Origin of the sequence: Brevundimonas sp. (assembly GCF_016463485.1) — a bacterium.
GTDB lineage: Bacteria > Pseudomonadota > Alphaproteobacteria > Caulobacterales > Caulobacteraceae > Brevundimonas.
Window position 1 is genome coordinate 16,023 of the sequence record NZ_JAEMRD010000007.1, and the last position, 19,794, is coordinate 35,816.

Below are 19,794 nucleotides of genomic sequence, written 5' to 3' on the forward strand. Positions count from 1 at the left end.
CTATTCAGCCGCGACCACGCCGGTCGGGAGAGCGCCCGCCGTGGTCCTTGCATTGGGGTTGAGGGGGAAGATCAGACAAATTTTCGCGCCGTTCAGCGTGTCGGCATCTGACAGTTTCAGCTCGCCGCCGTGGTCCTCGCAGATGCGTTTGACGATGGCGAGGCCGAGGCCGGTGCCCTTTTCGCGTGTCGTGACATAGGGCTCGGTCAGGCGGTCGCGGTCGCGCGTCGGCAGGCCCTTGCCGTCGTCCTCGATGATGAAGGTCGCGATGGCGTTTTCGACGGTCAGCCGCGCACGGATGGCCACGGCACCGGCCTCGGCCGGCGTGGCCAGACGCCGCGCCGCCACCGCCTCGCCGGCGTTCTTGAGGATGTTGGCCAGGGCCTGGCCGATCATCCGGCCGTCGGCGCGACCCTTGGCGACCGGCAGGGGCTCGACCAGCTCGACCTCCAGATCGGGGGCCGCGACGCGCTGGGCAAAGACGGCTTCGTGCAGCAGTTCGGCCATGTTCACAGCCGTAAAGCGTGGGGTCGGCATCCGGGCGAAGGACGAGAACTCGTCCACCATCCGGCCGATGTCGCCGACCTGACGGATGATGGTGTCGGTGCAGCGATCGAAGATCTCGACGTCCTCGGTGATGCCCGGCCGGAATTTGCGTTTCAGCCGCTCGGCCGAGAGCTGGATCGGGGTCAGGGGGTTCTTGATCTCGTGGGCGATCCGGCGGGCGACGTCGCGCCAGGCGGCGTTTCTCTGGGCCACGACCAGCCGGGTGATGTCGTCGAAGGTCAGGACCATTTCGCCGCCCTGCCCGCCCTCGATGCGGACGCGCAGGCGTCGCGTCTCGCCCTCGCGCGCGACGTCGATGTCCTCTTCGATATGGGCCTCGACCCGACCGACCAGTTCGGACAGTTCGGGAGCCACGTCACGCAGCAGCTTGCCGTGAACGTCGGCCTCGGCGACCGAGAGCAGTTGCAGGGCGCTGTCGTTGATCGCGGAAATCCGGCCGCGCCGGTCCAGACCGATGACCCCGGCAGAGACACCCGACAGCACGGTCTCGATGAACAGACTGCGTGCCTGGGCGTCTTCGCTGGCGGTCTTGAGCGCGGCCTGCTGGTGTTGCAGGTCGCCGGTCATGCGGTTGAAGGCCTCGGACAGGTCGGCGATCTCGCCGGGTGCGCCGTCCGAGTCGACCCGTACGGTGAAGTCCCCGGCCGCGACCTGATCCGCCGCCTTTACCAATCGGCCGATGGGGGCCGAGATCGCGCTGGCCGCCGACATCCCCAACCACACCGCCCCGACCAGGACCAGCAGCGCCGTCTCCAGATAGCTGAGCGCAAAGGCCGCCTGGATCCGGGCACGGCTCTCCTCGGCCTGACGGTAACCTGCGATGGACTCAGTCGAGGTCCGCATCCGCTCGACCAGGCCGGGGGCCAGCGGTCGCACGACGTACAGATAGGCGTCGCCATAGTCAGGCAGCGGATAGAGGGTGCGGATCACATCGGGGTTCTCGGTCACCGCCAACGGCATATCGCCGCCTGCGGAGGCCTGATCCAGGGCATCGCGAGACGGTGCAACATAGGGCGGCGCGTCGGGTGCCACACCCTGTGCCATGACCTCGCCTTCGGCATTCAGAACATAGACGGCAGGGTAGCCGAAGAAGTCGGCCATCTGGCTGAGCGCATTCGAGAACTGGATGCGATTGTCGAACAGGTCGCGGACACCGCCCAATTCATTGGCCATACTGCCCAGGTCGCGCTGCATCCCGGAACCGACGTCGGCGACGTAGGCCTTGCCGATCTGGGCCCCGTTGTTGACTGCGGAACGGACATTATCGCTGAACCACTGATCCACCCCCCGGTTGACCAGAACCCCGAACACCAGGGCGATAAGGATCGCAGGGACGACCGCCACCAGCGAGAACAGGGCGACGAACCGCAGGTGCAGCCGCGCGCCCGGATCCGTCCGTCGCTCCGCCGCCAGCCGCATCACCCGTGCCCCGATGATCACGGCCATGCCGCCGATCAGGACCAGATTGGCCAGCAGGATATAAAGCACCGCCTGACCTGCCAGCGCCCTGACGCCGCCGTCGATCGCAGCACCCGGTGCGACGGCGACCAGCCAGATCGCGGCGGCCGCGATGATGACGGCCAGACCATAGACGGCCCCGAACAGGGCGCGGGCGCGTCCTTCCGAGAACCGGGTCCAGGCGGACGTCCGGTCGGCAGGCTCGCGATCGTGTTCACCGGTCGTGGCGGGTGTGTCCGTCATGCCGCATGGTTGTCCGCCAACTGTGGCGAAAAATCAACATTTGAGTTGCGCAAATGCGGCAGGTCCGTGCGCCATAGCTCGGTCAGACCCAGGGCGACCTCGGTCGGGTCGTCGAGGCGGCACAGACGGGCCTTGGCCGCACGGCGCTCCGTCGGGTCCGCGGGCCACGGTGCCTGTTCGATATACCAGCCCAGATGTTTCTTGAACGTCTTCAGACCGACAGGCTGACCATAGAAGGCGAGCGAGGCCTGCATATGATCCAGCACGATCGACAACCGTTCGTCGGCATCCGGCTCCGCCAGCTGCGTGCCGTCGGTCAGGGCCCGGTCCAGATGCGCCGCCAGCCACGGTCGGCCATAGACCCCTCGCCCCAGCATCAGGGCGTCGGCCCCTGACTGGTCCAGGGCCTCGCGCGCCTCTTCGGCGGTGATGATGTCGCCGTTGACGATGACCGGGATCGACAGGGCCGCCTTGACCTCGCCGACGGCCTCCCAGTCGGCGACGCCGGTATAGAACTGCTGACGCGTCCGACCGTGGACGGTGACCGCCGCGACGCCGAGGTCTTCGGCCCGCTTCGCGATCTGGACGGCGTTACGATGGGCGTCGTCCCAGCCCAGCCGCATCTTGACCGTCACCGGCCGTGTTGTCGCGCCGACCGCCGCCGCGATCAGCCGGGCGGCCAGTTCGGGTGTGCGCATCAGGGCCGAGCCCGAGGCCGAGCCCGTGACCTCCTTTGCCGGACAGCCGAAATTCAGGTCGATGATGTCGGCCCCCGCAGCCTCGGCCATGCGACAGCCCTGTGCCATCGCCTCGGGATCGCGCCCGACCAGCTGGATCACGGTCAGGGGCAGGCCCTCGCCCACGGCCGCGCGCCGCACCACATCGGGCCGGGCGCGCGCCAGCTCGGCCGCCGCCACCATCTCGGTCGCGACATAGGCTGCGCCCAGCCTCGACGCCAACTGGCGGAACGGTAGGTCGGTGACGCCGGTCATCGGTGCCATCAGCACCCGGCCGGGGATGGTCACGTCTCCGATGGTGAGGGTGTGGGCCATGGGCGGCCAGATAGAGGCTTTGCCCCCTCCGGTCCACGCGTGGGTGCCGATCAGAACACCGCGATCGCTGCATGCAGGGCCAGGGCGCAAAGGCACAGGCTGCCGAGCACGAAGACCGAGAACCGCAGGATGATCACATTGACCGTCGTCTGGATCAGACTGTGGACCACCCGCAGACCCACATAGGCCCAGGCGATGGCGGCGTTGATGCCGTCTCCTTGGCCGAGAACCGCCAAGGCCAGGGCGATAGCATAGAACAGCGTCGGCTGTTCCATCAGGTGGTTGTAGTTGTCCGCCTTCCATCGGACCCCGGCGGGCAGACCGGAAAGCAGGTCCGCGGGCGGAATGGTCGGATCCAGCTTGATCCTCGCCTTCAGCATGGCCGGGATGCGGGTGGCATACATCCACAGCCAGATCACCAGCGACCAGCAGACCAGCGCCACCACCGGCGCGATGATACCCGACGACATGGGCTTCCCCTCTTCCAAGCTTGGCCGTGGATGGGGCCCCGGTGCCGCGCGAATGTCAAATCCTGTGCCCCGGGGTCGTCAGGGAGCCGCCCTCCGACTAGAACCGCCTCCATGACCTTCGCCGCCATCGTCGTCGCCGCCGGAACCGGCTCCCGTGCGGGAGGGGACAAGCAGTGGCGGACGCTGGCCGGCAAGCCCGTGCTGCGCTGGTCGGTCGAGGCGCTGCTGGACGCGGGTGCCGAGGTGGTGGTGGTCACCGCGCCCAGCGAGGGCGATCGTGCGGCTGAGGCCTTGGCCGGGCTGAACGGCTGGCGTTCGGTCGATGGCGGTGCGACGCGGGCGGACTCGGTGCGCAACGGACTGGCGGCGCTCGGCGGGCCCGACAATCAGGTCGTCATGATCCACGATGCCGCCCGACCGGGCCTCAGCCAGGCCGTGATCAACCGATTGATGGACGCGCTCGGCGCAGCGGACGGCGCCCTGCCCGCCCTGCCTGTCGCCGATACGCTCAAGCGCGGTGTGGGCGGCGCAGTCGCGGGCACCGTGGATCGCGCCGACCTGTGGCGAGCCCAGACGCCCCAGGCGTTCCGGCTGGGTCGCCTCCGCGCGGCCTGGGCCAACTGGCCGGATGATCAGACCCCGACCGACGATTGCGCCGTGGTCGAGCGGGACGGTGGCCGTATCGTGCTGGTCGATGGCGATGCGCGACTGATGAAACTGACCTACCCCGAGGATTTCGAGATGGCCGAAGCCCTGATGGCGACCCGAATGCAGACGCGTGTCGGCATGGGCTTCGACGCCCATCGCTGGGGACCGGGCACGTCGGTGTGGCTGTGCGGCGTCGAGATCCACCACGACCAGACCCTGATCGGTCACTCCGACGCCGACGCCGGCCTGCACGCCCTGACCGACGCCATCCTGGGCGCGATCGGCGAAGGCGACATCGGCGACCACTTCCCCCCGACCGATCCGCAATGGCGGGGCGCACCGTCCGACGTCTTCCTGAAACACGCGGCTGAACTCGTCACGGCACGCGGCGGCCGGATCGTCCACGTCGACGTCACCCTGATCTGCGAACGCCCCAAGGTGAAGCCGCACCGTCAGGCGATGCGCGAACGCCTGGCGGATATCCTGGACCTGCCCCTCGACGCCGTGTCGGTGAAGGCCACGACGACGGAGGCCATGGGCTTCACCGGCCGCGGCGAAGGCCTGGCGGCACAGGCGGTGGCGACGGTGGAGGTGCCTTCCACATAGTTTCCTCCCCGCGCCGAAGGCACGGGGAGGTGGCGCGGCGCTTCTTCAGCGCCATGACGGAGGGGCTGTTACCCCAGACGCGGTGTGCGCTTGAAAAGCCCCTCCACCGCTTCGCGGTCCCCCTCCCCGTCGCCAAGCGGCGGCGGGGAGGAAAGTTGATTCACCCCTCCCCCCGCACATGACGCCACAGCGAGCCGAACAGGTTCACATAGTCGTCGGTCCACGGTCGCACCCCCGGATCGGGCAGGGTCTGCCAGCGCGGATCGGCCCGAAACTCGGCCAGCCCCGCCTCGGTCGGTGACATGATGATAGCCTCGGTCGAGGCCTCCGCCATGTCGGGCGAGGCCTCGTTCTCATAGTAGATCTGATGCAGGTGCGGGGCGTTCAGGGCGCGGGCCGCCGCCTCGGCCGGGCCTGTGATGTCGAGGTTGCGGTTGGACAGGTGCAGGATGACCACCCCCGTGGGTTTGAGCAGCTTCAGATAGCCGGCGATGGCCTCTCGCGTCAGCAGGTGGGTCGGCACCGAATCCGATGAAAACGCGTCGATCAGCAGCAGGTCGTAGGTCCCGGCCGGCTGGTCCGCCATGGTCAGACGCGCATCGCCCAGCACCGTGTCGATCGCCCCGCCTGCGCCCCCAGTCTGGGCGCAACCGTTGATGTAGGTGAACCACTTCGGGTCGCGCGACAGCTCGTCGACCATGGGATCGATCTCGAAGAAGGTCATCCGGTCCTCGCCCCGCTTGTAGGCGGCCATGGCCCCCGACCCCTGCCCCACCACCCCGATCCGGACGCCAGGCGCCCGGTTGCGGACCGCCAGCATGGTCTGGCCGATCGGCGAAACGGGGGCGTAGTACAGGGTGGGCGTACAGGCGAAGCGTGGGTCCCGCGCCTGGGCCCCGTGCAGGGTCGTGCCGTGGGTCAGGACGTGGACGGAGCCGCCCAGCCGTTCGTCCTGCCGATCCGCCACCCGCATCACGCCGAAGAAGCTGCGGTCGACCAGGGCCCAGTCATAGCCCCGCGCGATGTACTGGGCCGACAGGGTCATCGCGGCCAGCAGCGCGACATAGGCATAGGACCGGTCGCGCAGGATGAAGGCGATGATGGCGACTATGCCCAGGACCAGCATGGTCACCTGCTCCATCCGCAGCGGGACGTTGCGGCTGAAGGCCCAGGCCAGATCCCAGTCCGCCGCGAAGATCGCCGACATCAGGGGCGGGACCGCGCAGATCAACAGAGCGGCGACCCAGGCGATGACCTCCCACGGCTTGATTTCCCCGCCCTTCCACGGCCGCGCGAACCCGACCAGCACGAGGACCAGTGGATACTCCCAGACGAAGTCGAAGATCACCGGTGCCAGCAGGGCCGTGAAGGCCCCGCCGACGACCCCGCCCAGCGACATCAGCAGATAGAACTCGGTCAGCCGGTCGGGCGCAGGGCGTCTGGCCGCCAGCCTCTGGTGACACAGCAGGGCCAGCAGGAAGAAGGCCGCCAGATGGATGCCGAACATGGCCGGCCAGGACCCTGAATGAAACGCGGTGAACATGACCACCAGGGCCCCGACCGCGCCGCTGAGCGCCAGGGTGACCGGCAGCGGAATCCACGGCCGGTCCTGGAAGGCGATCACAAAGGTCAGCAGGTAAAGGGCCAGCGGGATCACCCACAGGAAGGGCGCCGAGGCCACGTCGGTCGACAGATGGGCCGTGACCCCCAGCATCAGGCTGGACGGGGCCGCCGCAAGCAACACCAGGATACCCTTGTCCCTCCACGCGATCGGCCCGCTGACGGCCAGCGGTGCGGGTTCGGCGGTCTGGTCCAGACGCCTGCGCCACACGATGACGGCCAGGGCCACGACCATCAGCAGGAAGGCACCGTAACCGCCGCTCCAGCCGAACCTCTGGCCCGACAGGGACATCAGGGGCTCGATGACGACCGGATAGGCCAGCAGGGCTAGGAAGCTGCCGAGGTTGGACGCCGCGTACAGCACATAGGGGTTCTGGCCGTCCGCATGACCGACGCGGACACGGGCGTACCAGGCCTGAAGCAGGGGCGCGGTCGCCGACAGCACCCCGAACGGGGCCCCGACAGACAGGGCCAGGGTCGCCAGCAGCCAGCCGATCGGCGCCGACGGGTCGGGATCGCCCAGCAGGCCGTTGATCTTCAGCGGCAGGAACAGGGCGGCGACCAGCAGCAGGCCCAGATGGATCGCCACCTGCACCTTCATCGCCTTCACCCGCTGCAGGGCGTGGGCATAGGCGTATCCGGCCAGCAGCGCCGCCTGGAAGAATACCATGGCCGTGTTCCACACCGACGGCGACCCGCCCAGCATCGGCAGAATCAGCTTGGTCACCATGGGCTGGACCACGAACACGAGCGCCGCCGAGGTGAAGATGGCCACGGCGAACAGCACAGGCGTCACCCGGTCGGGCTGGACCGAGGCGGCCGGGTCGAGCGTGGAATCGGTCATGGGCCCTCCGATGCGCCGCGCGGCTCGACAGCCGCACGCTGGATCGCCACGTTAGAGTGACTCGCCGCCGTGGCGAGCGGTGACGCGGTGCCTTGCGGATGTTTCCCGACGATATCGAAGTCCTGGCTCAGGCGGTCGTCGAGGCCGCGATCCGGCGCGGCGTCATGGTGGCCACCGCCGAGAGCTGCACCGGGGGGCTGGTCGCGAGCGCCCTGACCGCCGTCGCCGGGTCTTCTGCGGCGCTGGACCGGGGGTTCATTACCTATTCCAATGCCGCGAAGGCCCAGATGATCGGGGTCTCGCCTGAGCTGATCGAGGCCTGTGGGGCGGTCTCCGAACCCGTTGCGCGGGCCATGGCGACCGGTGCCCTGACCCATTCGGACGCCGGCGTTACCGTCTCGATCACAGGCATCGCCGGGCCCGGCGGCGGGTCGGAGGACAAGCCGGTGGGACTGGTGCATTTCGGGATCGCGGACGGTTCGGGCGTCGATCACGTCGAACACCGCTTCGGCGACCTGGGCCGCGAGGCGGTGCGGCTGGCCTCGGTCAGGGTCGCCCTGACGTTGCTGCGGGACCGGCTGGCGTGATCGTCGACGCTCGTGGGCACCTGTGTCCGGTGCCGTCGCTGAGACTGCGCAAGGCGATCGAAGGCCTGCCGCCCGGCACGCGCGTGACCCTGCTGGCCACCGACCCGATGGCGCGGATCGACGTGCCCTATCTGATGGCGGAACTGGGCGGGCGGGTAGTTGAGACGACCGAGGCCGACGGCGTTCTCACCCTCGTCGTCGAGACTGGCGACGCTCCGACAGGCTGACGACCGATCCGTTCCCGGGCGGGGTCTCCAGCAGGGGCGCGCCTCGGGCCCTCGACGCGATCTCCATCTCGGTGGTGAAGGCCCCGCCATAGAAGACCGCGTTGATGTTCCAAGACAGCCAGATCAGCAGCACGACCACGGCACCGACCGAGCCGTAGGTGGCCCCCAGCGACGCGATCTGTTCGACGTAGATGGCGCAGAGCCAGGACGAGATCATCGACATCACCGTGGCCACCACGCCCCCGGCTACAGACGGGACCCAGGCCACCGGCGTCCGATGCGACATGGCGTAACGGTACAGGAGCGTCAGCCCCAGACACAGCCCAAGCGCGGGCCACAGGGTATCGAACTGAAAGCTCCACCCCCGCGCTGCCGCCTTGGCCTGGGCCGCCGCAGTGTGCTCCAGCAGGCGCGACGTCACCACCGCCCCCGACACCACGGTGAACAGGGCGAAGGCGAACAGGGCGACGATGAAGGCCAGCAGGTTGAACTTGAAGAAGCCGTGCGGCTCCTTTTCGTCATGGATCAGGTTCAGCCCCGCCAGCAGCGCCTTGAAGCCGCGATGCGCGGCATAGGCACCGATGACGAGGGCGAAAGCCGACTGGGCCGAGACGGTGCGTGCTCCGACGCTGGCCAGCCGCTCGACCTCGGCCCGAAAGATGGTCCGCGCGGCATGCGGCAGCATGTCGGCCAGAGCCACGGCCTGTTCCGAAACCTGGCTGATCGACAGGACCGCCTTGTAGAAGCCGATCAGGATGGCGATGGCCGGAAACACGGCCAGCAGGGCGAAGAAGGACACCCCGCCCGTATAGAGCATGACATCCCTGCCCCAGCTGCGCGTGAAGGCCCGTACCGCCAGCTTGCCCCAGAACGCGGGATTGAGACCCCGCGCGCCGTCCTCGTTCGTCTGTCCGCTCAATACGGTCCCCACCGCAGCCAAGCCGGGACTCTAGCGGATTTCCCGCGCGGGGGAAGCCGGCGCTTTCGAACGAAGTTTTCCTCAGCAAACACAGCAGGAGCGTTGCGTCGCCACAGGGGCCGTCGCTATGGTCCGCGCGCCGCGAGGGGCCGCTGCTGGCGGTGGCCCTCGCGTCTGGAGACGTCTGGTTGGGCCCCGATCCGCGCGTATTGATTGTCGCCGAAACCGACGACCGGCTCGGTGCCCTGTGCCGGGGGCTGGACGCCGTCGGCTGGCGCACCCTGACCGCACGGTCGGGCGCGGCGGCCGAGGCCGCGCTGAATGATTTCGTGCTGGAAGCCGCGATCCTGGACACCGCCCACCCCGACTATCCGGCCGTGGCCGAGCGTCTTCGTCAGGCCGCGGGTGATCGGCGGCTGTCGATCATCGCAGTCGGCCAGGCAACGGCCGCGCCGGGCGTCGACCTGGCCATGTCCGAGCCGCCCCATCCGGCCCAGGCGGCGCTGCGCCTCGAGCAACTGCTCCGCGCCGCCATCGCGGAGGAGGAATTCCGGCTGCGTCAGGCGACCTTCGCCCTGCGCGGCGCGTCGCTGGACCTGACCGACGATGTAGCACGACCGCTCAAGATCCTGGTCGCGGGCGGGGTCGATTCCCGCTTTCTGGCCCTGTCCAACGCCCTCTCCGCCGGTGGAGCCGAGGTGGTGGCCGCACCGACGCCCTATACCGCCTTCGACTATCTGCATGAGACGGCGTTCGATGCCGCAGTGCTGTGGGGCTCGCCGGACCATGCCCCGGCCCTGTCGATCGCTTCGGGGATGAAGCGGAACACGCGGCTGTATCATATCCCGCTGACCCTCTATCTGCGCCATCCCGGCGAGATCAACCTGGCCGAGCTGTTCAACCGGGGCTTCGCCGACGTCGCCTCGGCCGAAACACCCGAGGCCGAGATCGCCGCGCGGGTGCTGGCCCTCGCCGACGCCCACCGCCGTCACGTGAACGTCCGCAGGGCACTGGAGGCTGCACGCGGCTCGGGCCTGATGGACCCGTCGACGGGCCTGTTCACGCCCGAACTGTTCGCCGCTCATCTGGCGCAGCTGGCCGAGGGCGCGCGCAACCGCCGGCGCCCGCTGTCGGTCTGTGTGCTGCGGGTCGCCGAGACCGACGTGCTGGCCCATGCGCGGGTCGGCGGCTGGCTGGACCGCGCCATGCCCCAGATCGGGGCCATGGTGTCGCGACTGGTGCGGGTCGAGGACACGGCGGCGCGCCTGGCCCCCGAGGTCTTCGCCCTGGCCCTGCCCGCCACGGCCGGCCCCGCCGCGCGCTTGGCGGCAGAGCGCATCGCCGCCGTCGTCGGCTGCACCGCCTTCGACGCCGGCCCCGAACGCTCCCCCTTCGTGGTCGAGTTCGACATCGGCTCGGCCGAGGTGGCCCCGGGTGAGAGCCCGGCTTCCGTGCTTGAGCGGGCCTCCGCTGACCTTGCGACCCGCCGCGCCCAGGCCATCGTCGCGGCGCGTTCTGCGGGCTGAACCGCCCGACGCGCTCACCAGTCGAGCGTGATCCCGACCCTGGCCACGCGCGGCGCACCATATCCGGCGACACCATCGCCGGTCAGCGAGACCTCGGCCTCCTGATCGAACAGATTGTCGACGGCCACGTACAGGCTGACGCCCTCCCCCACCCGGTACCCGGCGCGCGCATTCGTCGTCACCGCCGCATCGAGCGTGCGGCTGTTCAGGTCATCATCGAACCGGGCGCTCTCGTAGCGGGCGCTGAGCGAAAGGTTCAGCCGTTCGGTCGCCTGCCAGTCGATCCCGGCGGTGGCGCTCCATTCAGCGGCCTGGGCGGGACGCAGGCCGGTCAGTTGCGCCGCTGCCGTGCCGCCGTCGACCTGGGCGTCCGTCCAGGCGAGGGCGGCCGAGAGGCTGATCCGGTCCAGCCGATGCTCGGCGTTCAGCTCCAGCCCGGTCGCCTCGATGGTCCCTGCATTCCGACGCTGCCGCAGCACGCCACCAGCCGGCACGAAACCTCCGCGCGGCAGGGCGGCGATCACCCCGGGGCCGGGTCCCAGGGTCACGTTGACGATGGCGTCCTCGATCCGGTTCCAGAACAGGGTGGCCCCCAGCCGCGTGGAGGTGCCGTCCCAGCTCAGCCCGGTCTCGATCCCCTGGAGCCGCTCGGGCTCCAGCGCGGCATTGGCCTCGGTGATGTCGTTGCCGACGCGGAACGGTCGATGCAGTTCGTTGATCGTCGCGGGGCGGAACCCGGAATAGGCGGCGGCGCGGGTGCCAAACCCCCGGCCCAGATCACGCCTGACACCTAGCCGCGCCGAGGTCACTTCGCCGGATCGGTCGTCAGAATTCTCACTCAGCAAGGTCGCGCCGGTCGCCCGGTCCAGCTCCAGCCGCCGCCCACTAGCATTGCCCCAGCGATCGATGCGCACGCCGCCGGCCACCAGCCAGGCGTTACGCGTCCATGAAGCCTCGACATAGCCGCCGACCACAGAGGTCTCCCCGCCGGCGAATCGATCGCGGGTGAAGCGGTTCAGCGGCACCGACCAGTTGAAGCGTTCCTGCGTCTCGCCCTCGGCCAGCCGGGCATCGGCCCCGATTTCCCACTCCAGCCGACCACCGGCGACGTCGATGCCCGTCTGGCGCAGAGCCAGATTACCGCCCCATCCGGTCGCGGGCGTGGCGTACTGGTCGTTGGCCGGGGTCGTGCCGGACCGGTTGGCAGCGACCGAGGCGGAGCTGGTGGCGAAATTGCTCTCTCGCCGCCACGCCTGGATGCGCCAGCCGAGGCGACCCCGCGCCGGGGTGCGGGCCAGGGTCGCGGAGACGCTGTGTCCGGTCGCGGTAGACCGCGTGTTCAGCAGGCCGGAGCCCCGGTCTTCGTCATAAGCCGACGCCCGCATCGACAGGGCCGTCGCGCCGTCCAGCTCGACGTCGGCGCGCAGGGCCGCGCTCCGGGTGTCGAGATCCAGCGGGGTGTCGGCGGCCCCGGCGGCGGCCGACCGAACCGGCGTGTATCCATCGGAATGGTCCGCGAGGGCGGAGGCGGTAATGGCCACCCGGCCGGTCCTCAGGCCGGTGACGGCCGCGATCCGACGGCCGCCGTAGCCCCCGGCGGAGACGTCCAGTCGCCCGCCTTCACCGTCCCGTTCGCGCAAGGCGATGACGCCCGTCAGGGCCCCTGCGCCGTAGGCCCCTGCCCCGGCGCCGCGCACGATATCGAGGCCGTCCAGGCTTTCCGGCCCGACCTGTGACCACAGCACCCAGCCGCCGAAGGGATCGTTCAGCGGCACATTGTCGAGGGTGACCAGGGCCCGGCCGGCACCCGACGGGGCAATGGCCCGCAACGATATCCCCTGGGTCGTGGGATTGGCGGCCAGGCTGGACGTCCTGCGAAACAGGGATACCGCCGGAACCCGGCCCAGCGCCTCGTCCAGCCGCGTCGAACGGTCCAGCGCGATGCGGTTCAGACGCGTGACCGAAAAGGCCGCGTCCCCGGCGGCGGGTGGCAGTCGGGCTCCGGTGACCACGACCTCGGGCAAGGCAGGCGGCGCGTCCTGGATCATGCGGGTTCGGGCCGGGCCGCCGCACGGCCGTCCTCGATACGCAATACGGCCTGGCTCAGGGCCGAAACGTCGCGGGGGTCATGCGTCACAATCACCATCGGCGTGCCGACCTCGTCTCGCAGTCTGATCAGATAGGGAATGAGGGCGTCGCGGCGGCGGACGTCCAGACCTGCGAACGGCTCGTCCAGCAAAAGGATGCGCGGGCGCGCCGCTATGGCGCGGGCAAAGGCGACGCGTCGCATCTCACCGCCCGAAAGGGTCGCCGGCCACCGGGTCTCGAACCCGTCCAGATCGACGAGGCCGAGCGCCTCGGCCACGTCCATCGGATCGGTCGCATAGGGGCGGGCAAAGGCGACGTTGGCCTCCACGTTCAGGTGCGGGAACAGCCGCCCCTCCTGAAACAGATAACCGACGCCGCGCCGGTGCGCGGGCGGGACGGACCCAGTCGCGCTGTCGATCAAGACCTGATCGTCGATGGCCAGATGAACCTCATCGACGGGGCCCAGCCCGGCCAGACCCTGAAGCAGGGTCGTCTTGCCCGCGCCGGACGGTCCGACCACCACCAGCGACCGGACGTCGCCTGCAAAGGCCACGTCGAGCGAGAAATCCCCGCGTCGGGCGCGGACCCGGAACGACAGGCTCATGCGCGCGGCCGCCCGCGCAGACTGCGCCGATTGGTCCATTCGGCGAGGACCAGGGCCAGGACACAGACGGCGACCGAGACGACCGCCAGACGGATCGCGGCCGGTTCCCCGTCGGCCCGCTGAAGCGAGGCATAGATGGCGACCGGCAGGGTCTGGGTCTCGCCCGGAATGGCCCCCGCGAAGGTCACGGTAGCCCCGAACTCTCCGAAGGCGCGTGCAAAGCCGAGGACCAGCCCCGCGATCATGCCCGGCGCGGCCAGCGGCAGGGTAATGCGGGCAAAGACATGCAGGGGCGGCGCGCCCAGGCTGGCCGCAGCCTGTTCCAGCCCCCGATCGACGCCCTCCAGCGACAGCCGCATCGGCCGCACCACGAGCGGCAGGGCCATGATCCCGGCGGCCAGGGCGGCCCCCGTCCAGTGAAAGGCCAGGGTCACGCCGAAGACGTCATGCAGCCACCCTCCGATCGGACCCCTCACGCCGAACAGCATCAACAGAACCAGGCCCGTCACCACAGGCGGCAGGACGAGCGGCAGGTTGACCAGGGTCTCGACCAGCCACTTTCCCGGAAAGGCCCCGCGCGCCAGCAACCACGCCAGACCCAGAGCCATCGGCGCGGTCACGAGCATCGCCGCCCCCGCCACCTTCAGCGACAGCAGCGCAGCCTCGATCTCGAAGGGCGACAGCGGCTCAAACAGAGCGGGCACTCCTGACGGTCGGCGCGTCGAAGCCGTGACGCCGAAAGACCGCCATCGCCTCCGCCGATCGCAGATGGGTAAGGAACTCCGCCGCCATGGGCTTCGCAGGGCGTGTCAGGGCGGCGGGATAGAGGATCCGGGGCTGTTCCGGAGGCGGTGGCGTAAGCACGATCCGGACCTGCCCGGCCCCGACGGCATCGCTGGCATAGACCACGCCCAGAGCCGCCTCCCCCCGCGCGACGAAGGCACGAACCGCCCGCACGTCGGAAGCCAGCACCAGCCTGTCGCGAACCGCGTCCCACCGCCCGATCTGCTGCAGCCAGGTCCTGGCATAGGCCCCGGCGGGAACGCTGTCGGGATCGCCGATGACCAGCCGGCCATCGGTGCACGTCAGCCGGTCGAACGGATCGCCCTCGATCGCGGCATCGGCGGCCGCGATCACAACCAGCCGGTTGCCGACCAGATCGACCCGGGTCTCGGGTGCGATCCGCCCCCGCTCGATCAGCCGGTCCATCCAGATCGTATCCGCCAGCACGACGATGTCGGCCGGTGCGCCGGCTTCGACCTGTCGCGCCACGGCGCCGCTGGCGGCGAACGACGATCGGACCGTCACGCCCGTTGCCGCCTGCCAGGCGGACCCGATTTCCGTGATCGCCTCGGCCAGCGACGCCGCCGCGAAGAGCGTGACCTCTCGCGGCACGGACGGTGCAAAGCCGCAGCCGGACAGACCCAGCAGGGTCACCGCCAGGGCCGCGCGCCGCGTCGGCCGCCATGCTGCAAAGTCTTGCGCCATCCGCCCTCCTGCGCGCCGGTTAGCACAGATCGGGACGGTGGGAAGGCGCGGCCGACCCTATGTCGCAGCCCACATGCCGCGCGCCTTCAGGAAGTCGTCGTGCATGGGCATGCGCGCGACCGTATCGCGCCAACCCTTCGCGATCTGGCCAAAGCCGGCCTGGACCTGGTCCAGGGCCTGGAAGTCATACAGCGGGTTGCGCCCGACCGGGACGACGCCCTGACCGTACATGACCGCCAACCATGAGCCCTGGCTGAAATATTCGTCGGCACCCGACTGGTACAGCAGACCCCGATCCCGAAAGGCCTCGACCCGCTGACGCAGGGTGTCGGGGATCGGCATGGCCGCGACGTGCCGCCAGAACGGCGTGTCGTCCCTTTGGGTCGCGTGATAGTGCAGGATGACGAAGTCGCGGATCAGCTCGACCTCGGCCCCCAGGCGGCGATTGTAAGCCTCGATATTGACCGGGCTGAACCGGCTGTCGGGGAAATGCTGCAACAGCCGATAGATGCCCGACTGGACCATATGGATGCTGGTCGACTCCAGCGGCTCGATGAACCCGCTCGACAGGCCCAGGGCCACGACGTTCTTCGCCCAGAACGCCTTCCTGCGCCCCGTCGTGAACCGCAGCGGCCGGGGCTCGGCCAGGGCCGGGCCGTCCAGGTTGTCGAGCAGCACCTGACGCGCCGCTTCTTCGTCCATATAGTCGCTGCAATAGACGTGACCGTTGCCCGTGCGGTGCTGGAGCGCGATCCGCCATTGCCAGCCGGCGTCCCGCGCCGTCGATCGCGTGAACGGCGTCGTCGGCGCGACGCGCTCGCACGGCACGGCCCAGGCCCGGTTCATCGGCAGCCAGTGCGACCAGTCCTCGAAGCCGGTCTTCAGCGCGCCCTCGATCAGCAGGCCGCGAAAGCCGGTGCAGTCGATGAACAGGTCGGCGGTCAGCTCGCGCCCGTCCTTGAGCCGCACCCGATCGACAAACCCGTCGTCCGGGCGCTGGACCACCTCGACGATCTCGCCCTCGAGCCGTTCGACGCCCCGCCCTTCGCAGACCTTTCTCAGGTAGCGCGCATAGAGGCCGGCGTCGAAATGATAGGCGGTGAACAGGGCGCTCAGGGGAGAGCGCGGGTAGGGATCACGCAATCCCGCCCTGCCGGCCTTCATCGCCTGGGCGCACAGCGAATAGGCCTCGATGTCGTCGGCGATCCGGTCCCTCGCTCTCAGCGCCAGAAAGGACTGCTGGAACTCCGCCAGGGTCGGGCCGGGGCCGAAGGTGCCGAAGGGATGCAGATAGGTCTTGCCCTTGATGCCCCAGTCGACGAACTCGATGCCCAGCTTCAGCGTCGCCTGGGTCTCGCGCATGAACTCGGCCTCGTCGAGGTCGATCAGGGCGTTGAAGTCGCGGATAGGCGGCACGGTCGCCTCCCCCACCCCGACGATGCCGATGTCGTCGCTCTCGACCAGCGACACCTTGCAGTGCGGCCCCAGCGACCGGTTGAGCGCAGCCGCCGCCATCCATCCGGCGGTGCCGCCCCCGACGATGAGGATCGACTTGATCGGTTCGGCCATACCCTACGTTCCTCAATACGCGGGCCCGTGTTTCCCGGGCTCCGCTTCGACCCTAGCAGCTTGCGCCGCGGCAAAGAAAACGCCGCTCGTCGGGATCGACGAGCGGCGCAAGGTTCAGTCGGCGGGACAGGGGGGAGCGCCCGCCGCTGTGGTCTCAGTATTTGAAGCTGACGCCGAACAGGAAGGTCCGGCCGTAACGCTGGAAGTCGATCGTCTGGCGCTCGTCGCCGTTCTGGAAGGTCTTGAACGGCTCGTCGGTCAGGTTGTTGACCTGGGCCAGGACCGACAGGTTCTCAAGCGGACCTGACTGGAACTCATACCCGATCTGGGCGTCGACGATGTTCTCGGCCGCGACCGAACGCAGGGTGCGGCCGTTGCCGAAGCCGGCGACCTCACCCAGGAAGTCCGAGCGATAGCGGTTGGAAACCCGCGCCTGGAAGCCGTTCGCTTCGTAATAGACGGTGACGTTGGCGACGGTTTCCGACAGACCCGGCAGCGCGGTCGGCGGCGCGGTCGGGTCGGGCTGAATCTCGCTGTCCGTCTGGGACACGCTGAACTGACCGCCGAAGCCTTCGAGCATGGGTGAGATAATCTCGAACGGCACCGACAGGGCGAACTCAACACCCTGGATCCAGCCGCTCTGGCCGTTGTCGGGCGAGCTGACCAGGCCGGTCCGCAGCACGGGCTCGGGGCTGGTCCCGATCGGATAGCCGGTGAAGTCGAACAGCTGGTTCCGCGTATAGATGAAGGATTCGAGGTGCTTGTAGAAGGCGGCGACCGAAACGTAGCCGCGACGGTTGGCGAAATACCGCTCATACGACACGTCGAACACGTCGGCGATCGTTGGGTAGAGCTCGGGATTTCCGCCGCCTCCGCTCCACGGCGAGTTGTTCAGCACGTCGGTCGATGTGCGTTTGCCAGCATCGTATCCGAAGTTGCGCGAAGCCCGCATGTCGTCCATCCGCGGCCGCGCCAGGGTGCGCGCGAGGGCGAAGCGCAGATACTGGTCCTCGCCGACTTCCAGGATGAAGTTCGTGCTGGGCAGGATCTCGAGGTATTTCAGGCCGCCTTCGACGGCCACCGAAACTCGGGAGGCTCCGTTGCCGCTAGCCGAGAAACCGGTCGAGCTCTGGTCCGTCATCACCGCCTGGACACCGACATTGCCGGTCAGGGGCAGGCCGAACAGGGTGTGGTCGATATTGGCCTTGATGTAGCCGGTCGACACGGTCTCGTTGACCGCCCAGTTGCCGGCCAGAACGTCGGCGTTCGGGTTGCGAACCAGATTGTAGAAGCCGCTGTTGACCAGGCCCAGGGCGTCATAGCTGATGACCGAAGAGATGCCGAGATAGCCCAGGTTGGTCGGGGCCAGCAGGAACGCCGTCGGGACAGCGACCGTGGCCCCGCCCTTCACGCCGATGAAGAACTGGTCGTTGATGAACTCCTTGTCGCGTTCGGAGTAGTTGAAACCGAAGTCGATCGAACTGAACGGCGATTGGTGAAGTTCGCGGCGGCCGCTGACGCGGATGGCCTTCAGCTCGTCGTTGACGGTCGGAGTATTCAGATAGCCGTCCTGGCCACCCGGAATGACGTCGCCGCCCCAGCCTTGGGGGCTGGTCAAGCGGATCAGGTTGGGGTCGGCGTAGTTCAGGCGGCTGGAGAAGGTCGGAACCCCGTCGTCGTCGATCGTAAAGCCCAGTGTGTCGAGCGCGCCCGTCACGTCACGGCCGGTGCCGGAATAGGTTTCCAGAATCACGTCATTGCGTTCGACCTTGGAGTAGTTGAGGTCCAATGCGAAGGCCCAGTCGTCCGACGCCTGGAACTTGGTGTTCCAGCCCAGCGAGGTGATCGTGCTGTCGCGCGTGTTGACGTCGTTGCGCACCACGCCCTTCACGTTCGAGAATGATCCGGCGGTGACGAAGCCGTCTTCCGTTGTGGTGGTTGTGAGAACCGGGCCGGGGCGGCAGGTGGCGGTCTGAACAGGCACCGGAGCGCAAGTTCCCGAAGATCCACCCCAATAGAGCGGGAACTCGATGCCGCGCAGGATCTGGGTGTTCTGGAACTCTGAGTAAAAGCCGTCGATGGTGGAGGAGAACCGGTCGTTCGGCCGCCATTCCAGGGTGCCCATGAAGCCGTCGCGCTCAAGCTCGCTGGACATGACGTAGGGCTTGGTGCCGCCGATCACCAGCGAGGTCGGAGTGGCGTTCGGATAGCCCCAGGCATTGAAACGCTCGGACTGATAGGGGCTGGTGATGTGGGCATAGCCGATGGCCACGCCGATCGTGTCGTCGGCGAACTGGTCGATGTAGGAGACGCTGTAGCGAGTGCCGTTGTCGGTGGTGCCTGCGTTCAGGGCGCCGATGTCGTTCATCTCGTAGCGGACGTTGGCGGCGATGGCGCGACGGCCATAGGCCAGCGGACGAATGGTCTGAAGGTCCACCGTACCGGCCAGGCCCTGGCCGATCAGGGCACCGTCCGGCGTCTTGTACACGGTCACGCCGCCCAGAAGTTCCGACGGATACTGGTCGAACTCGACGCCGCGGTTGTCGCCGGTTGTGACCTGTTCACGGCCGTTCAGCAGGGCGGTGGTGAAGTCGGGGCCCAGGCCGCGGATCGAAATCAACTGACCGCGGCCGTCCAAGCGCTGGACCGTCAGACCGGGCAAGCGCGCCAGCGATTCGGCGATCGACACGTCGGGCAACTTGCCGATGTCCTCGGCAGTGATGACCTCGACGATCGAGGTGTTGCGGGCCTTGGCGGCGATCGAGTTGGCGATCGAGGCGCGGATGCCGGTGACGACGATCTCGTCGACCTGGGTCGCGTCCTCTTCTTGCGTGGTCTGGGCATGTGCGGTGCCGGCCAGGGCCAGCAACAGGCCTGCGCCGACGGCGGCGCCGGTCATCAGGCGCGAACGCGTGGTGAAACGATTGGTCATTGTCATCTCCCTGGGGCCGTCCGCGTTTCTGACGCTGCCGATCAAGCCTTCGCAAAAATATGCAAAGAATGACGGTTCTTGCAAGCCCGTAATGATCGCGGCGTGAAAAAGGCGCTTCTGTCGCAGCGAAACATGCACTGTCCACGCCGATATTGCGGCGCAACACGGCGATCCTTACCAATTCTTGCCGCCCGGGAAACGGTTGACAGCGGCAATCCGTTTTGCAAAATCTTGCAAAGACGCCGGGTGGACGATGTATCCCCCGCATGGCTTTGAGGGACGGATGGATCGATCGGCGCCACGAACCCGGCACAGGAATGCAGCGGTCGGCCTGCTGGGTGCGCTT

At 68.4% G+C, this 19,794-nt stretch carries 15 protein-coding genes; 4 read left to right on the forward strand and 11 right to left on the reverse strand.

Annotation, left to right across the window (positions count from 1 at the left end):
• The 3 genes from JHC99_RS02445 to JHC99_RS02455 are packed head-to-tail and all read right to left on the reverse strand — an operon-like array spanning window position 1 to window position 3,790.
• On the reverse strand, window positions 1–2,268 hold the full coding sequence (locus JHC99_RS02445; protein WP_292151877.1) for a PAS domain-containing sensor histidine kinase: 2,268 nt from the start codon (window positions 2,266–2,268) through the stop codon (window positions 1–3).
• The gene (dusB, locus tag JHC99_RS02450) at window positions 2,265–3,320 is read right to left on the reverse strand and encodes a tRNA dihydrouridine synthase DusB (protein WP_292151878.1); all 1,056 of its coding nucleotides are present in this window, start codon (window positions 3,318–3,320) and stop codon (window positions 2,265–2,267) included. The genes JHC99_RS02445 and dusB overlap by 4 nt, the downstream gene beginning before the upstream one ends.
• 50 nt (window positions 3,321–3,370) lie before the next feature.
• Window positions 3,371–3,790, reverse strand: a complete 420-nt coding sequence (locus JHC99_RS02455; protein WP_292151879.1) for an MAPEG family protein — start codon at window positions 3,788–3,790, stop codon at window positions 3,371–3,373.
• A 111-nt stretch (window positions 3,791–3,901) separates the two neighbouring features.
• On the opposite strand from JHC99_RS02455, the gene JHC99_RS02460 reads away from it, so the two are divergent.
• Entirely contained in the window at window positions 3,902–5,044 is a 1,143-nt protein-coding gene (locus JHC99_RS02460; RefSeq protein WP_292151880.1) for a bifunctional 2-C-methyl-D-erythritol 4-phosphate cytidylyltransferase/2-C-methyl-D-erythritol 2,4-cyclodiphosphate synthase, read from the forward strand.
• Window positions 5,045–5,204: 160 nt separating this feature from the next.
• On the opposite strand, the gene JHC99_RS02465 is transcribed toward JHC99_RS02460, so the two are convergent.
• The gene (locus JHC99_RS02465; RefSeq protein ID WP_292151881.1) at window positions 5,205–7,508 is read right to left on the reverse strand and encodes a spermidine synthase; all 2,304 of its coding nucleotides are present in this window, start codon (window positions 7,506–7,508) and stop codon (window positions 5,205–5,207) included.
• 98 nt (window positions 7,509–7,606) lie between these two features.
• Here JHC99_RS02465 and JHC99_RS02470 point away from each other — a divergent pair, with 98 nt between their 5' ends.
• Together JHC99_RS02470 and JHC99_RS02475 are read left to right on the forward strand one after the other, a co-directional pair.
• A complete protein-coding gene (locus tag JHC99_RS02470) occupies window positions 7,607–8,095 on the forward strand; it encodes a CinA family protein (protein WP_292151882.1) in 489 nt (162 codons plus the stop codon).
• Window positions 8,092–8,322, forward strand: a complete 231-nt coding sequence (locus JHC99_RS02475; protein WP_292151883.1) for a sulfurtransferase TusA family protein — start codon at window positions 8,092–8,094, stop codon at window positions 8,320–8,322. Before JHC99_RS02470 ends, JHC99_RS02475 begins: the two co-directional genes overlap by 4 nt.
• Here JHC99_RS02475 and JHC99_RS02480 read toward each other — a convergent pair.
• Window positions 8,282–9,241, reverse strand: coding sequence for a YihY/virulence factor BrkB family protein (locus tag JHC99_RS02480; RefSeq protein ID WP_292151884.1), 960 nt, complete (start codon window positions 9,239–9,241; stop codon window positions 8,282–8,284). The genes JHC99_RS02475 and JHC99_RS02480 overlap by 41 nt on opposite strands.
• A gap of 188 nt (window positions 9,242–9,429) precedes the next feature.
• Here JHC99_RS02480 and JHC99_RS02485 point away from each other — a divergent pair, with 188 nt between their 5' ends.
• Window positions 9,430–10,767, forward strand: coding sequence for a diguanylate cyclase (locus JHC99_RS02485; protein WP_292151885.1), 1,338 nt, complete (start codon window positions 9,430–9,432; stop codon window positions 10,765–10,767).
• 14 nt (window positions 10,768–10,781) lie between these two features.
• On the opposite strand, the gene JHC99_RS02490 is transcribed toward JHC99_RS02485, so the two are convergent.
• The 6 genes from JHC99_RS02490 to JHC99_RS02515 form a co-directional block, all read right to left on the reverse strand.
• Window positions 10,782–12,815 carry a TonB-dependent receptor gene (locus JHC99_RS02490; RefSeq protein WP_292151886.1) on the reverse strand — a complete coding sequence of 678 codons (2,034 nt, stop codon included), beginning with the start codon at window positions 12,813–12,815 and terminating at the stop codon, window positions 10,782–10,784.
• On the reverse strand, window positions 12,812–13,459 hold the full coding sequence (locus JHC99_RS02495) for an ATP-binding cassette domain-containing protein (RefSeq protein ID WP_292151887.1): 648 nt from the start codon (window positions 13,457–13,459) through the stop codon (window positions 12,812–12,814). The genes JHC99_RS02490 and JHC99_RS02495 overlap by 4 nt, the downstream gene beginning before the upstream one ends.
• Entirely contained in the window at window positions 13,456–14,163 is a 708-nt protein-coding gene (gene modB / locus JHC99_RS02500; protein ID WP_292151888.1) for a molybdate ABC transporter permease subunit, read from the reverse strand. Before modB ends, JHC99_RS02495 begins: the two co-directional genes overlap by 4 nt.
• A complete protein-coding gene (gene modA, locus JHC99_RS02505) occupies window positions 14,147–14,947 on the reverse strand; it encodes a molybdate ABC transporter substrate-binding protein (protein WP_292151889.1) in 801 nt (266 codons plus the stop codon). Before modA ends, modB begins: the two co-directional genes overlap by 17 nt.
• A gap of 57 nt (window positions 14,948–15,004) precedes the next feature.
• A complete protein-coding gene (locus tag JHC99_RS02510) occupies window positions 15,005–16,516 on the reverse strand; it encodes a tryptophan halogenase family protein (RefSeq protein WP_292151890.1) in 1,512 nt (503 codons plus the stop codon).
• Between the two features lie 154 nt (window positions 16,517–16,670).
• The gene (locus JHC99_RS02515) at window positions 16,671–19,448 is read right to left on the reverse strand and encodes a TonB-dependent receptor (protein ID WP_292151891.1); all 2,778 of its coding nucleotides are present in this window, start codon (window positions 19,446–19,448) and stop codon (window positions 16,671–16,673) included.
• Between the last annotated feature and the right edge of the window lie 346 nt (window positions 19,449–19,794).

What these genes read in the sequence shown, in the direction of transcription:
- JHC99_RS02460 (WP_292151880.1), top strand. Translation starts at nt 3,902, where the DNA reads ATGACCTTCGCCGCCATCGTCGTCGCCGCCGGAACCGGCTCCCGTGCG.
- JHC99_RS02445 (WP_292151877.1), bottom strand. Translation starts at nt 2,268, where the DNA reads ATGACGGACACACCCGCCACGACCGGTGAACACGATCGCGAGCCTGCC.
- dusB (WP_292151878.1), bottom strand. Translation starts at nt 3,320, where the DNA reads ATGGCCCACACCCTCACCATCGGAGACGTGACCATCCCCGGCCGGGTG.
- JHC99_RS02470 (WP_292151882.1), top strand. Translation starts at nt 7,607, where the DNA reads ATGTTTCCCGACGATATCGAAGTCCTGGCTCAGGCGGTCGTCGAGGCC.
- JHC99_RS02490 (WP_292151886.1), bottom strand. Translation starts at nt 12,815, where the DNA reads ATGATCCAGGACGCGCCGCCTGCCTTGCCCGAGGTCGTGGTCACCGGA.
- JHC99_RS02455 (WP_292151879.1), bottom strand. Translation starts at nt 3,790, where the DNA reads ATGTCGTCGGGTATCATCGCGCCGGTGGTGGCGCTGGTCTGCTGGTCG.
- JHC99_RS02495 (WP_292151887.1), bottom strand. Translation starts at nt 13,459, where the DNA reads ATGAGCCTGTCGTTCCGGGTCCGCGCCCGACGCGGGGATTTCTCGCTC.
- JHC99_RS02465 (WP_292151881.1), bottom strand. Translation starts at nt 7,508, where the DNA reads ATGACCGATTCCACGCTCGACCCGGCCGCCTCGGTCCAGCCCGACCGG.
- modA (WP_292151889.1), bottom strand. Translation starts at nt 14,947, where the DNA reads ATGGCGCAAGACTTTGCAGCATGGCGGCCGACGCGGCGCGCGGCCCTG.
- JHC99_RS02515 (WP_292151891.1), bottom strand. Translation starts at nt 19,448, where the DNA reads ATGACCAATCGTTTCACCACGCGTTCGCGCCTGATGACCGGCGCCGCC.
- JHC99_RS02510 (WP_292151890.1), bottom strand. Translation starts at nt 16,516, where the DNA reads ATGGCCGAACCGATCAAGTCGATCCTCATCGTCGGGGGCGGCACCGCC.